The following is a 14,056-nucleotide window of genomic DNA, read 5'->3' as shown; positions in this document are numbered from 1 at the left end:
ATATGTTATTGATGAAGTGTGATTATCTGATTTTGTTGAATATGAATGTGCAGAACGTTCGTTCTTCTTCGTCGAAAGTAGGAGTTTAATTTTTGAAATGTAAGAATAGAACATTTTTAGAGGAATGTGAGTGAACTAATGAATATACTCACTTGAAGGACAAGTATGCTCAGTGAATCATATTTGATGCTTCACTGAGCAAAGGGTATATAGGCTGAATTTTAATTAAAGACTTTGGAGAAATGATATGACCTAAATATAGAAGAATGATGTCGGATTATGGTGTGTTTTAAGGTACTCAGGAGCGGTTTTTGTTAGTTTTTGCGGTTTCCCAGGAAATATTTCGTTTACGAATTATTCGCTCATTTCTTATTGAGCTACAAGAAAAGATTAATATATTTGGAGTGTCCCAAGTTGTGAGTTAGAAAGGTTATTTTCCGAAAGATAGAGTCGTTGCTAAATCAATATTATTTAATTGAATCTAAAATAGTAAAAGAATTGAGTGCAAGTTTTTAGGGATTAAGTAATATCAGTGACCATAACTCAGAAAGAGATACAACCTTGAAAAAAGGTTGTATCTCTTTCTGTAAAGAAATTCAAAGTGTCCAATCCTCATTAATACACTATAACTAGTTAGAAAGCGAGATGGAATTATGAATCTTCACTTTTGTGGCTTCAATTGCTAGAAATTTATACGAGATTTACAATACTTTATAAAAATATTAAAATTTTTTGCAACTTTTAGACAGGGTTCTGCGTTGTTTGTACGAATGGAGGCAGGTACATGGAAATTGAGGACATCTATCGTTTATATGTGAATGATTTGTACCGCTATTTGCTATCCCTTTCAAAAGATCATCATAGGGCGGAGGAACTTGTGCAGGAAACGGTTTATCGAGCTTTTCTTCATATAGAGGATTATCAAGGATACGTCAAGCCATGGTTGTTTAAAACAGGATATCATGTGTTCATTGATTCAATACGGAGAGATCGAAGGGTAGTACTTACGGATACGCCATTACTATCTAGTTGGGTGGCAAACGAATTAACGGAGGATGCGGTTATGGAGAAAGATGGATATAGCAAGCTTTTGGCATTGATTGAGGGGCTTCCCACAAATGAGAAACAAGCCATATTGCTCTGTGATGTACATGACTTTTCTTATAAAGAGGCATCCGAAATTCTCGTTCAAAATATGAATACAGTAAAAAGTCATTTGTTTCGAGGCAGAAGGAAATTAAGAAAAATGCTAGAAGGAAGGGTGGAAACTAATGAGTCATAAGGATAAAGCATATGAGAACTTAATAAATGGAGCAAAAAAAGAAATGCATGAACAAAATTTTCATATTTCTGAAGAACAGCAGCAAAAAATTATGAAGTTGGGTAAAATGCGTGCAAAGTGGACCACAGTAGTAACAATTTTGGCGATTCTATTATTAACCTTACCTGTTCTGACTCTGTTTTCATTTGGTTATTATGCCATTGGAGGCCGTGCAAATGAATTAATTGAAGTTGCCGATAAAACGATTTATTTAACAGAGCCAAATGTAAGTGTAGCGGAAAGAGAAGTAGAGACGACTATGGGGATTTTTTCGATGGATGTGCACTTAAACTTAGAGAAAAAAGTTGGCAAGGATACAATTAGATTTGGCGAATCCTCCGTTCCATTCTTATTCAATAATGCGGAGCAACCAGTTAGCGAGTATCGTGTTGATTCACCACCAAAGAAAATACCATATTTTAATGATGAATTGATTCATCCGAAAGCACCGCTACCTTATGCTGAAGGTGACGAGTGGGAGAAGCTGCAAGGTCTTCCAGAAGGTACAGTAGCAGAAGCATATATATCGTTTGATAAAGAATATTCAGTAGAAGAAATAGAGCAATTATTTGCGGATAAAGAAATGGAGCTTCGTTGGTATGCTGTTTATACAGGAAACGAAGATATTCAACAGGCGGAAAATGGAGTATATGTTTCTCCAATCGGCTTCCCAGCACAAATCGATTCAGATCAATGGTCTCCTTTTAACGGAGAGGAGTCGAATGAAAAAGTATTCCTTGATAGCTTAAAGTTTTTAAAAAATCATGAAGACGTGGCGACGATGGTTGCAAGGTCTAAGGAATTAGATTTAACGAAACGAGTACAATATGTCGAACAAAATGGCATTAAAATTTACGGAGCGGTAGTTACAGGTCCTTCTAAAGAAATCATGAAGTTACAAGAGGAGTCCTTTGTTAGAGGGATGAAAAGAGGAGAAGTGAGGTTATGGAATTGGAATTCGTAAAGGGAAAGGAAAAGCATACGTTTCGAACGAAAGAAACAATTACAGGTACTATTTCTACTCTTTTAGCTCTATTCGCGCTGTTCATGATTAATCTAGGATTAATCATGAAATCTTCATTCATGCCTACGGAAATCATTAAGTCTTTTCTAGTAGGAGCTACTATTTTTGGTGTGGCAGGGCTTTTCACCAGAAATGGAAAACGTACGTTTGCACTTCTAGGATTAGCAATTAGTTTTTTCATCGTTGTATTCATGTTCTTTATGATAGGCTTTGCATGGTCTATCAATCCAATGCCTTAGTAGAGTTAGCAAGAAAGGGTTTGTCTCATAAGTCGATCTTTCGACTATGTGGCAAACCCTTTCTTTGAAGAATAAGAAAGTATACAAATTTTTATGCCATGAACAGGTTGATTTCCGCTGCAGGCGGCAAGCATCAAGCTGCTTGGGCCAACACGATGTTGGTCATGAAGGCGTCGCCTCAGGAAGAGGCGCCCTCAGCCTTCCTTCCTTTATCGCGCTCAGTCCAGGGTCTTGATTTGCTTGCTAATCCCCTAGGAATTGCCGCCTTCCGCTTCAATCAACAGATCTAATAGAAAAGACAATATGGTTCGTCCAATCGATGAACTGGTTTACTATCTTTTGCTTATCCATATAGTAAGTGGAAATAGAGAAAAAATAGGCAGTATCGATTGCTAAAGAAGCGAAACCGCGGCCGAAATTGTATCTTCGGACGCCTTTAAAGATGTAGGAAAGGATCGTATCTTTCATTACCCAAACGAAATAATGCACCATGCCCTTTCACAATCCAAGAGGGCGACGGACAAACATTCGTCATAAGATAACCGAAAAAGGAGGAGCTTGATGTGACGCAGTCACATCAAGCTCCTCTAAAAATCCCGCGGTAATAGTATAGCCAATGTTTTTTCCAAAGCACTCGGCAATTGGTGAAGAACAAGGTGCACTTAGAATGGGATTTTAAGTACATACTCGTATCAACATGAACCTCTAGACGTATTAATAGAAATATTAACACCAACGTTTAACCTTGCTAAAGAAATTTTAATTTTAGGCTTTAAAGAAAAATTGAAATCAAGGGAGAGAGAATGATGAAAGCGAAAAGAGTTTCTGAGCATATTTGGAGTTTAAATACTTGGATGATAGTGCCGATTCATGTGTGGGTTGTTGTCGAAGAGGACGGGGTTACATTAGTGGATGCTGGGATGCCAATAATGGCGAAAGGAATCATGAAATTTTTAAAAGAACTAAACTTTGGACCATTGCAAAGAATTCTATTAACTCACGGACATGTCGATCACGTAGGTGCAATAAAGGCAATATTGACCGAAAATGAAGTGCCGGTATACGTACACCAAAAAGAAATCCCTTATATGGAAGGTGAACTTCTTTATCCAAAAAGGAAGAAGCTTGAGCAAAACGTCGAAAAAGGAATCGCGAAAGCTCTCGCAGAAGATGAGCTAGGAAACTTGAAAAAAATTGGTTCGTTGACACCATTCTGGACACCAGGCCACTCTCCGGGCCATGTCGTATATTACCATGAAAAGGATCAAGTGCTGTTAGCAGGGGACCTATTTTCATCTAAAAAAGGAAAGCTTCGTCCGCCGTTGTTTACACCTGAAATAGCTGAAGCAGTAAAAAGCAGTAGCATTGTAGGAACATTAAACCCGAAACGTTTAGAAGTATGTCACGGAAACACCGTGTATTACCCTGCCAATCAATTAGAGGAGTATGTAGGAAATATGGAAAAGAAATTAGGAGCAACGGAGTTTAGTTAAATATCAAAAGGATGTGATACTTATGATAATTAACCAATCCATAGTGCTTTCACTATTCTTCCTTATGGAATTATGTGCTCACGCAGCATTTTCCTATTGGGGCTTTCAGGCATCATAATTTCCGGCTGATAACTACGAATAAAGTGAATTAATTTTTCATAAGTAAGGTCTTCACCCCATTTACTCAATGTTTCTTTAGGTGTCTTGGAAAATCCAAAATCGAAGATGGGATCCGAAGTTGTTTTGCTTAAGTGATATGCTTTGACACCTGTAATTTTTGCGTCTTCAATCATTTGTTGGGAACGTATAATTCCTAACGTATTGTCGAGCTCATTGCCAATCTCATTTTGGGCCTTTTACCACGATTTGCAATTAAGCTAGGGGTTTTACACCTAATCCCGTGACAGATAGGCTATCAGGTCATTTCGTTCATCATCAGGATGTGCACCAGTATTTAGAAAAGTAACAGTCGTATCCAGTGGCTTTAATGAATTCCACAAGACCACATCTTGCTGTTCTGCGGATGTGTGATTGGAAAACCCACTACTGATAGAAAGGATTAAAACGAGTGAAACGAGTATTACTGTGAGTTTCTTCATAAGCATTTCCCCCTTAATTATTTGGACCGTTTATGGGTGTAAAAAAATGGTTCTTTATTCTTATCTGAAAATTCAAAATAATTGTTGACTGGAAAGCGTTTACAATCTACACTGATTTTGAAGGTTAGTTAACTATACTAACTAAAGGGGGGTGGGTGAAATAAGAGAAGTGGAGAAGGCGAGTCATCATACGATGAAACAGTCGAATCGTGAAATGATATTGAAAACGTTACGTACTTTTCCTTCTATATCACGAGCAGACCTTGCGAAAATAACGAAGTTAAGTAAACCAACAGTCTCAGCAATTGTACTTGAGCTAATAACGGAAGGGTTTGTTACAGAAATTGGTGCAGGTATATCGACTGGTGGACGAAAGCCTATTCTACTGCAGTATAATGCAACATTTCAATTTGTAGTCGGCGCGCTCATAGAAGGGGAGAGCCTTTCTTTAGTTCTTGCGAATCTGGATGGCAAAGAAATTGAACATCTTTCTATGAATTTGCAATTACCAATGTCAGTGAAAGAAATATTTTCCTTACTAGCAAGTGGGATTGAGGAGTTTGTATCGCATCACTGCGAAGGGCGAGAGCAGATATTAGGTATTATTTTAGGTGTTCCAGGTATATCAAAAAACCAGTCATCTGGTTTTCTCCATTCACCAGGTATCATTTCTGAATCCGATGATGAAATTGAAAGTACCATTCACAAATTGGGTATTCCAATTGTAATAGAGAATGACGTGAATTTAATGACGATTGGTGAATATGTTAAGAAAAAAGATAGACAGTTAGATTCATTGCTGTTCATTTTTGCTAGTCGTGGTGTCGGTTGTGGTTTAATCATGAACCAACAGTTACAACGGGGGCATTCCCAAGCTGCTGGTGAAATAGGATCGATGCTAATTGGTGACCCGCGGAATTTACAGTCTACTATGGGTGTCTTTGAATCGAATTACGGTGCTTTAGGTGTTTCAAAGGCGCTTCAACTTTCATCACCTGCAAAAGCAATTGAAACGATGGTAAAAAATGCTGATAAAGACTCTGAGATTAAAGTGATTTACGAAGATTATCAATGTCATTGGGAAAAAGCGATCCTTAGTGTTGTTTCAGTTACTGACCCTGAAATTGTAATATTGTCAGGTGACTTAAGTTATTTGGGACACGATTTTATTCAGCGTTTGAATGACAGTTGTTCGATTTACTTACCGATGAATCCGACTTTCGAGTTTGCGATAAAGTGTGATCGAGTGGGCCTAGTCGGGGCTATTGAACTTGCATTAGAATCCTATTCAATTTTTGGAGAAAATAGTAATTACTATTAGGGGGTAATAATTTGAAGAAGAAGAGCTTATTACTGTTTCTACTCGCATTTGTGTTCATCATTTTATCAGCTTGTAGCGATGACAAGGTCGAGAGTCCGACAGAAGAAAAGGAGACAGATACAGGCGCAACTGAAGAAAAAGAAGGGGATGCAAATGCTACTGAAGAGAAAGAAGCATCTGGCAAACTAGTAATTTATACTGCACGTGATGAAAGTGTTGTTGAACAGGTTGTCGGTATGTTCAATGAGAAGTACCCTGACGTACAGGTGGATGTGTTAACAATGGGTGCACAACAAATATTAGAACGTGTTCGAGGAGAAAAAGCAAACCCACAGGCTGATTTTTGGTGGGGAGGAACGCAGTCTGCATTAATGGTTGCAGCAAACGAAGAGTTACTAGCATCATTCAAACCTTCATTTGATGCCTCAGTTGCAGCAGAGCATAAAGATCCGGAAGGTCGATGGTATGGCGAAATGTTGCTACCAGAAGTTATTATGATTAATAGTGATATTTTGACAAAAGAAACTGGTCCACAAGACTGGGATGATTTACTCGACGAGCAGTGGAAAGATAAAATCATCATTCGTGGCGTATTGGCATCTGGTACGATGCGTACAATATACTCTTCAATGATTTATCGTCAGGATGCAACTAGCCCAGAAAAAGGCTACGAGTGGTTGAAAGCATTGAATGAAAACACAAAAGAATATACGCAAGATCCAACAAATTTATATTTGAAACTTGCACGCCAAGAAGGAACGGTATCACTATGGAACTTACAAGATATTCTTTTACAAAAAGAATTGAACAACCAACCATTCGATTACATCTATCCAAAGAGTGGTGCTCCAATTTTAGTTGATGGTGTTGCACTTGTGAAAGACGGTAAAAACAAAAATAACGCAGAGCTTTTCTACGAATTTCTCTTTGAAAAAGATGTTCGTGTGAAACTTGCTGAAGATCTATTCCAAATTCCAGCGCGTTCAGATATTGCTGTGGAAGATATGCCTGCTTGGTATAAGGAGCTTGACTTAAAATCGCTTGAAATAGATTGGACGTTACTAGCTGAGAAAGAAGCAGAATGGATGCAACATTGGGATGAAAAAATTAAGTCAAAGTAAGGCGTGATATGATCTTTTGAAGACCTCGATTACTCAAGTGCGGGGTCTTTTTTTAAAAGAGAAAAGAGGTGCTTTTATGAAGGGTGTAAGATTAGAAAATATTACAAAGAAGTTTGGGAAAGCGCATGGTGTAGCAAATTTAAATATTGATATTATGCCAGGAGAATTTTTTACGTTTCTCGGACCTAGTGGATGCGGAAAAACAACAACATTACGTATGATTGCTGGATTTTACTTTCCAACAGAAGGTGAGATTTATTTTGACGATCGAAATGTATCTACCCTTCAACCAAACAAACGTGAAATCGGAATGGTATTTCAAAACTACGCATTATTTCCACATATGACGGTAGACGAAAATATCGCATTTGGGCTTCAAGTTAGAAAATTATCGAAAGAAAAGATAAAAGAAAAAGTGGATAGAACTCGAACGATGGTCCGACTTGAAAAATACGGCTCCCGTAAAATCAATGAATTATCGGGTGGACAACAGCAGCGTGTAGCACTTGCAAGGGCTCTAGTAATCGAACCGGATATTTTATTGCTTGATGAGCCTCTGTCAAATTTAGATGCAAAATTACGAGAAGAAACGCGTGTAGAAATGAAGCGATTGCAAACAGAGTTTGGTGTTACAACAATTTATGTTACACATGATCAAACGGAAGCGATGGCAATGTCTGATCGGATAATGGTCATGGATAATGGCTATGTAAAACAAATTGGGACACCGCAAGAAATATATAATCGTCCAGAAAATCGTTTCGTTGCTTCTTTTATAGGAGATACGAATATGATTAAGGCCACGGTGAAAAATGTAACGGAGTCAGAAGTGGAAGTGGAAAGTGAAGAAGGAATTCGACTGGTAGGGATGCCGACGAATGCAGCTTCCAATGCAGAAATGAAAAAAGGAAGTACGATTTACATATCAATTCGTCCAGAGTCATTATGTATTGGTGCTGGAACTAATGGAATGATTGGAACAATTAAGTTTGTTGAGTTTACGGGAGTAAGTATTAATTACGTCATTGATGTAAATGGATTCCTTTTCAATACGATGATGATTAATAACGGAAGTGAGCTATTGTCGATCGGGGATACAATGTCTGTTCACGTCCCCATACGAAATGTGTATTTTTTGGGTGAATAGGAGGGTAAAAGATGAGAAAGGGAACGACGACAAAGGATAGTAAGCGGGCCCGTTTGACACGCTCACCTTACTTTATTTATGTACTAATTTCTCCACTATTTTTAATTTTATTGGGCTATGTAATTTTTCCGTTTTATCAAACCTTTATTCAGAGTTTTGTAGAGGGAAGTGCACTAAGTAATTATCGTCGTTTTTTTAGTTTGGAGAGCACAGCGAATTTAGAAGCCCTATGGACTAGTGTGTATATATCCGTTTTAAGTGTAATTACTTGTGCTATTGTCGGTGTTGCTATGGCTTTCTTATTGGAACGCTATGAATTCCCAGGACGTAAAATATTATCGATTTTAGTATTAGTTCCAATGGCTCTGCCTCCTTTAGTTGGTGTCTTATCGTTTACATTTTTGTATGGTGAAAGTGGAATCATTCCGCGTGGGATACAACATATTTTAAATCTGGAGGAAGTCCCATTTGCATTGAAGGGGGTTTGGGGAGTAATTGTCGTACATACTTTTACAATGTATACGTACTTCTATCTTACTGCTTCAGCCGCAATCAAAGGTCTTGATCCTTCCCTTGAAGAAGCATCCACGATTCTAGGAGCAAGCAAATGGACGACGTGGAGAAGAGTAGTATTGCCAATGCTGACACCTTCGCTGGTCGCAGCAGCGCTGTTAGTTTTTATGATTGCTATGGCTTCTTATACGGCACCGTTGATATTCGGAGTGGAACGTACGATGACGATGCAAATTTACTTGTCCCGTACAAATGGTAATTTGGACATGGCAGCAACACAATCCACGATATTGTCATTTGTTTCGATTTCATTCTTAATCATTATGCGTTGGTATCAAAATCGGAGAAACTACCAAAATCAAAGCAAAGGAATTTCTGTACATCGAACTGAAGTAAAGACGAAAACCCTGAAGTATGTATCTATGGTGTTGTCGTGTGTTGGTGTCATTATTTTACTATTACCAATTTTGGTGTTGATTTTAATCTCTTTCACAACAGATGGTTCTTGGACGATACAAGTTCTACCACCAGAATATACGTTAGATCATTATAAAGCTTTATTTACAGATGAGCGGACATGGAGACCTATTTGGAACTCTCTTCAGATGGGCTTTGTCGCTACAGTTGGTAATATTATTTTTGGTGTAGCCGCTGCGTATGCCATGGTACGGATGAATTTTAAAGGTAAAGCACTTTTGGATATTTTAATCATGGTTCCTTGGGCGCTTCCAGGTACTGTTGTTGCTGTTAACTTGATAGCAGCATTTAGTCAACCAAGCATCTTTAGTTTTAATCAGGTGTTAATCGGCACATTTTGGATTTTGCCGTTAGCTTATTTTGTTCGACATCTACCACTAGTTTTCCGATCCACATCGGCAAGCTTAATGCAATCAGATCAGTCGATTGAAGAAGCTTCTCGCAGTTTAGGTGCATCGTGGTGGACGACATTTCGAAGAATTGTCATTCCACTCTCTTTATCTGGTATTTTAGCAGGTACACTATTGGCGTTTGTTCAAAGTATTGGGGAATTTGTTGCATCTATCTTAATTTATAGCACATCAACAATGCCTTTATCAGTTGCGATATTCCAAAAAATGTATGCATTTAAATTTGGAACTGCTTGTGCTTATGGTGTACTTCAAATTGTCTTGATTTTATTCGTCTTAACGATTTCGGATAAATTGTCTAAAGGTAGTGTAGGCTCAGCGATTTAATGGATATTATGTGAATCGAAGGAAATGTTTTCAAAACAGAAAGGAGAGATACATGATGAATGGTTATAAAATGGAAATTGAAGCAAGAGAGGGGAGTGTATTTCCCTCTTTAACTTATAAGAACATGATACTTGAACCAGCTTATGATGAAGCAAAAAGAAATTTTGTCGATTATATGATGCAAATTAATATTGCGCATTTAGTCATGCTACAGGAACAAGGTTTAGTGAGTGTAGCTGAAGCAAAACAAATTGGAAAAGCAATTTCGGAAATAGATTCTGAGTTTTATAAAACGAGTGCGTATAGCTCTGAGTTCGAAGATTTGTTTTTTAGAGTGGAGCATGACCTGATTAGTAAAGCGGGTGATATTGCTGGGAATCTACATATTGCTAGAAGTCGCAACGATATGGGGATAGCTATCTATCGTATGACACTGCGAAAAAAGATATTGAAGTTAATGAAAGGCTTACTTGTTTTTCAAAATTCGTTGCATGTCTTTGCTAATGAACATATCGAGACAATTATGATTGGTTATACCCATACACAACAAGCACAACCAACAACATTGGCACATTATATAAGAGGATTGATGGATAAGTTAGATCGAGATTTTGTACGACTTCAAGCTGCATATAAAACAGTCAATCGCAGTAGTATGGGAGCAGCTGCACTTACGACTTCAGGGTTTGCGATTAGCCGTCAACGAATGCAAGAGCTACTTTCATTTGATGAAATAATAGAAAATGCATGGGATAGCGTTGCGGGTGCAGATTATTTAATGGAAGCATCAACAGCAGTCCAAATAGCCAGTTTAAATTTGGGACGTTCCATTCAAGACTTGCTAACATGGGCGACCAAAGAATTTAACGTGTTCACGTTAGCAAATCCCTATGTACAAGTTAGTTCTATCATGCCACAGAAAAGAAACCCAGTTTCCCTAGAGCATACGCGGGCTTTGTTATCATCAGTTGTTGGGGATACCAATACGGTATTAATGATGATTCATAATACACCTTTTGGAGATATCGTGGATACCGAAGACGATTTACAGCCTTATTTGTGGAGATCATTAGAGAAGCTTAATGGAATTTATGAGCTGGTTACGAGTGTAATTGCTACATTGAATGTCAATAAAAAGGGACTTGAAAAACGAGCGAGAGAAAGCTTTGCAAACGTTACGGAACTAGCGGATACATTAGTACGGGTAGAGAATATATCTTTTAGACAGGCGCATCATATTGTGAGCAATGCGGTACGAGCATTAGATGGAAGCGGACATGAAAAACTATCAGATTTAACCTACGATATGGTGAATAGTGTAGCCCAGAATATATTAAAAAAACCACTCACACTAACGGAAGCACAATTCCAAAAAGCAGTATGTCCACGAAACTTCATTGAATTACGTACAATCTTAGGAGGACCTGCTCCTCTTACGATGTCTACATCACTAGCAAACTACGAACATCGTTTGATTCAATTAAATGAATGGGTAGAAGGGAAAGAAAATGAAATTGAAAAAGCAGAAGAAGTATTAGAAAGTTTTAAAAATCATTGGAGTGAATCAAAATGACGACGTATTTAGTAGCGATTGATGGAGGTGCCACAAAAACAGTCGTAACTCTCAGGGATGAAAATGGAGCGATATTTTACGAAGGAGATTCAACAGGTTCTAATTATCAAGTAATTGGGATAGATGCGTTTAAAAAAGTCGTACAAAATCTATTAAAAGAACTTCTTCTAAAGCACCCTGTATCCACAATAAATGTTGGTGTATTCGCATTAGCGGGAATCGATACACTTGTAGACTATCAGGTTGTAAAAGAAGTAATAATAGAAATTTTGGATGAATTATCACTGACAATTGTTGATCTGATTGTTGAGAACGATGCATATTCTACATTAGTCGGAGTAACGAAAAACCAAGCTGGAATTTTAATAATTTCTGGAACAGGATCTATTGCATATGCACATGATGGAAAAGGAATTGTTGCTCGATCTGGTGGATGGGGCCATCGCTCTGGAGATGAAGGTAGTGGTTACTGGATTGGCAAACAAATCATAAAAACTATTTTCAGAATGGAAGATGGTCGAGGTCCCGATACCGCCTTGAAAGAGAAGGTGTTCGAACAGCTGGGCAAACAAACGATAAATGACTTCACGGCATGGTTATATGGAGAAGAGTACTCTGTTGATGCAATAGCAAGTTTTTCAACTTTATTGGATGAAGCAGTAAATCAAGGTGATCAAGAAGCCAATCGAATCCTTTATGAAGCAGTGGATGAATTAACAAATCTAACGACTTCAGTCATTCATTCAGCGAAATTGAATGATGCATATTGCACCATTTACTTAAATGGTGGAACGATAAAAAACTTTGATAAACTTTTCTATATATTGAAAACTGAAGTTGAAAAAAAAGACACTAAGAAAAAAGTAGTTCTTTGTAACGCTCCACCAATTGAGGCTATCTATACAAGAGCCTTAGTAAGGTTTGAAGAGCTTGTGAAAAAGGGTTAAATGCCTCGCAATAAAATAAATAGCATGATGAAAGCCAATCCTTCCTGTCAGTATAGTAATTGACAGTGAGGATTGGTCTTTTTGAATAATAAGCAAGTATACAAATTTTCTGCCAGGAACAGGTTGATTTCCGCTGCAGGTGGACGCTTTCCAGGGGGCAAGCATCAAGCCGCTTGGACCAACACGATGTTGGTCATGAAGGCGTTGCCTCAGGACGAGGCGTCCTTAGCCTTCCTTCCTTTATCGCGCTCAGTCCAGGGTCTTGATTTACTTGCTAATCCCCTAGGAGTCGCCGCCTTCCGCTCCAATCAACGGGTCAAATAAGAAAGACAATATGTTTTTTCTACTCAATGAACTGGTGTAATTTCCTTTGCTTATCCATATGGCAAGTGGAAATAGAGAAAAAATAGGTAGTATCGATTAATAAAGAAGCAAGGGGCGTCCGAAATTGTATCTTCGGACGCCTTTAAAAAAGCAGGAAAGATTTCTTCTCTTATTATCCAAACGAAATGATGCACCATGCCCTAGCAAATTCTAAGAGGGCGACGGACAAACATTCGCCATAAGATTATCGAAAAAGGAGGAGCTTGATGTGACGCAGTCACATCAAGCTCCTTTAAAAATCCCACGGTAATAGTATAGCCAATGTTTCGTCCAAAGCACGCTGGAATTGGCGAAAGACAAGATGCATTTAAAGGACAGCACATGCTGCTTTTCTTAAAAATATGCTAGATTTTAAACCGGTTTCTTTTAGAAGCCGGTCTTTTGTGTTTTTAAGCAAGATATTTAGTTTAATGTTTAGTTTTTTATTTTGAAACCATCAATTATTGCTTTAGTAATGGGAATAGAAAGTGATACTAAAGTTTTGTTAGTATCCTGTAATCCCCAGTGATAAATTATCCCCATATAGGACTGGTTAATTATTGTTAATGCTTCGTCTAAAGAAAGCTCCGGTTTAATTTGACCTTTTTCAATTGATTCTTCAACTATTGCTCGCAAAATTTTAAAGAGTGTGCGATTGGAATCTAAGAAATAGGTATGTTCTTTTGATTCCAATGCTGCTCTGTAAATAACCTTCATTAGATTTTTGCCCATTTCCTCTTCAAGAAAGTGCATTAGTTTTTGGGTGAAGATAGATAATTTTTCAATAGGATCCATGTCTACAGGGAACGATTGATAAACTTCCAAATAATAATTATCTACTTCCATAAATCGTACTAAAAATATGTCAGCCTTCGTTCGGAAATGTTGATAAAAAGATCCTTTTGATGTTCCACTTTTTTTGACAATGTCATCAACGGTTACTTTGTTAAATCCTTTCTCACTAAAAAGTTCTAAAGCGACTTTTAAAATTTTTTTCTTCGTTTCTTCTCCTCTACGTTGTTTTTTTACAGGCTCGAGCATAAAAATACCTCCAAACACTATTGACAGAATACTCTAACATCTATTAAAATCAGACTACAGTCTAATTAAAAGTAGACCGTAGTCTAATTTTTGGTAGGTGATGGTTCACTGAGTTATACCTAATTTATATTACATTCAAT

The 14,056-nt window shown here is 37.7% G+C and carries 13 protein-coding genes; 10 read left to right on the top strand and 3 right to left on the bottom strand.

The window, feature by feature from the left end:
- Positions 1-784: 784 nt before the first annotated feature.
- The 4 genes from MHH81_RS11415 (at position 785) to MHH81_RS11400 (ending at position 4,077) form a co-directional block, all read left to right on the top strand.
- Positions 785-1,282 carry a sigma-70 family RNA polymerase sigma factor gene (locus MHH81_RS11415; RefSeq protein ID WP_340921239.1) on the top strand — a complete coding sequence of 166 codons (498 nt, stop codon included), beginning with the start codon at positions 785-787 and terminating at the stop codon, positions 1,280-1,282.
- Positions 1,272-2,285, top strand: coding sequence for an anti-sigma factor (locus tag MHH81_RS11410; RefSeq protein WP_340921237.1), 1,014 nt, complete (start codon positions 1,272-1,274; stop codon positions 2,283-2,285). The genes MHH81_RS11415 and MHH81_RS11410 overlap by 11 nt, the downstream gene beginning before the upstream one ends.
- Positions 2,267-2,584, top strand: coding sequence for a hypothetical protein (locus MHH81_RS11405; RefSeq protein ID WP_340921235.1), 318 nt, complete (start codon positions 2,267-2,269; stop codon positions 2,582-2,584). Before MHH81_RS11410 ends, MHH81_RS11405 begins: the two co-directional genes overlap by 19 nt.
- 803 nt (positions 2,585-3,387) lie before the next feature.
- On the top strand, positions 3,388-4,077 hold the full coding sequence (locus MHH81_RS11400) for an MBL fold metallo-hydrolase (protein WP_340921233.1): 690 nt from the start codon (positions 3,388-3,390) through the stop codon (positions 4,075-4,077).
- A gap of 62 nt (positions 4,078-4,139) precedes the next feature.
- On the opposite strand, the gene MHH81_RS11395 is transcribed toward MHH81_RS11400, so the two are convergent.
- Positions 4,140-4,370 (bottom strand): hypothetical protein, encoded by a 231-nt coding sequence (locus MHH81_RS11395; protein ID WP_340921231.1) that lies wholly within the window; start codon positions 4,368-4,370, stop codon positions 4,140-4,142.
- Between the two features lie 99 nt (positions 4,371-4,469).
- Entirely contained in the window at positions 4,470-4,676 is a 207-nt protein-coding gene (locus MHH81_RS11390; protein ID WP_340921229.1) for a hypothetical protein, read from the bottom strand.
- Positions 4,677-4,827: 151 nt separating this feature from the next.
- On the opposite strand from MHH81_RS11390, the gene MHH81_RS11385 reads away from it, so the two are divergent.
- The 6 genes from MHH81_RS11385 (at position 4,828) to MHH81_RS11360 (ending at position 12,512) form a co-directional block, all read left to right on the top strand.
- A complete protein-coding gene (locus MHH81_RS11385) occupies positions 4,828-5,997 on the top strand; it encodes an ROK family transcriptional regulator (protein WP_340921227.1) in 1,170 nt (389 codons plus the stop codon).
- Positions 5,998-6,008: 11 nt separating this feature from the next.
- Positions 6,009-7,118 carry an extracellular solute-binding protein gene (locus MHH81_RS11380; protein WP_340921225.1) on the top strand — a complete coding sequence of 370 codons (1,110 nt, stop codon included), beginning with the start codon at positions 6,009-6,011 and terminating at the stop codon, positions 7,116-7,118.
- A 76-nt stretch (positions 7,119-7,194) separates the two neighbouring features.
- A complete protein-coding gene (locus MHH81_RS11375) occupies positions 7,195-8,265 on the top strand; it encodes an ABC transporter ATP-binding protein (RefSeq protein ID WP_340921223.1) in 1,071 nt (356 codons plus the stop codon).
- Between the two features lie 11 nt (positions 8,266-8,276).
- Entirely contained in the window at positions 8,277-9,992 is a 1,716-nt protein-coding gene (locus tag MHH81_RS11370; RefSeq protein ID WP_340921222.1) for an ABC transporter permease, read from the top strand.
- 52 nt (positions 9,993-10,044) lie between these two features.
- Positions 10,045-11,565: an argininosuccinate lyase gene (gene argH, locus MHH81_RS11365; RefSeq protein WP_340921219.1), complete on the top strand. Its 1,521-nt coding sequence runs from the start codon at positions 10,045-10,047 to the stop codon at positions 11,563-11,565.
- Positions 11,562-12,512, top strand: a complete 951-nt coding sequence (locus MHH81_RS11360) for an N-acetylglucosamine kinase (protein WP_340921216.1) — start codon at positions 11,562-11,564, stop codon at positions 12,510-12,512. The genes argH and MHH81_RS11360 overlap by 4 nt, the downstream gene beginning before the upstream one ends.
- Before the next feature lie 798 nt (positions 12,513-13,310).
- On the opposite strand, the gene MHH81_RS11355 is transcribed toward MHH81_RS11360, so the two are convergent.
- Positions 13,311-13,916 carry a TetR/AcrR family transcriptional regulator gene (locus MHH81_RS11355; protein WP_340921214.1) on the bottom strand — a complete coding sequence of 202 codons (606 nt, stop codon included), beginning with the start codon at positions 13,914-13,916 and terminating at the stop codon, positions 13,311-13,313.
- Positions 13,917-14,056 lie beyond the last annotated feature (140 nt).

Source organism: Psychrobacillus sp. FSL H8-0484, from assembly GCF_038005325.1.
In the GTDB taxonomy this organism is placed as follows: Bacteria; Bacillota; Bacilli; order Bacillales_A; family Planococcaceae; genus Psychrobacillus.
The sequence above is the reverse complement of the archived record's forward strand: the minus strand, read 5'-3'. Positions and strand labels throughout refer to the sequence as shown.

What these genes read in the sequence shown, in the direction of transcription:
- MHH81_RS11390 (WP_340921229.1), bottom strand. Translation starts at nt 4,676, where the DNA reads ATGAAGAAACTCACAGTAATACTCGTTTCACTCGTTTTAATCCTTTCT.
- MHH81_RS11405 (WP_340921235.1), top strand. Translation starts at nt 2,267, where the DNA reads ATGGAATTGGAATTCGTAAAGGGAAAGGAAAAGCATACGTTTCGAACG.
- argH (WP_340921219.1), top strand. Translation starts at nt 10,045, where the DNA reads ATGATGAATGGTTATAAAATGGAAATTGAAGCAAGAGAGGGGAGTGTA.
- MHH81_RS11410 (WP_340921237.1), top strand. Translation starts at nt 1,272, where the DNA reads ATGAGTCATAAGGATAAAGCATATGAGAACTTAATAAATGGAGCAAAA.
- MHH81_RS11395 (WP_340921231.1), bottom strand. Translation starts at nt 4,370, where the DNA reads ATGATTGAAGACGCAAAAATTACAGGTGTCAAAGCATATCACTTAAGC.
- MHH81_RS11400 (WP_340921233.1), top strand. Translation starts at nt 3,388, where the DNA reads ATGATGAAAGCGAAAAGAGTTTCTGAGCATATTTGGAGTTTAAATACT.
- MHH81_RS11355 (WP_340921214.1), bottom strand. Translation starts at nt 13,916, where the DNA reads ATGCTCGAGCCTGTAAAAAAACAACGTAGAGGAGAAGAAACGAAGAAA.
- MHH81_RS11370 (WP_340921222.1), top strand. Translation starts at nt 8,277, where the DNA reads ATGAGAAAGGGAACGACGACAAAGGATAGTAAGCGGGCCCGTTTGACA.
- MHH81_RS11375 (WP_340921223.1), top strand. Translation starts at nt 7,195, where the DNA reads ATGAAGGGTGTAAGATTAGAAAATATTACAAAGAAGTTTGGGAAAGCG.
- MHH81_RS11360 (WP_340921216.1), top strand. Translation starts at nt 11,562, where the DNA reads ATGACGACGTATTTAGTAGCGATTGATGGAGGTGCCACAAAAACAGTC.
- MHH81_RS11415 (WP_340921239.1), top strand. Translation starts at nt 785, where the DNA reads ATGGAAATTGAGGACATCTATCGTTTATATGTGAATGATTTGTACCGC.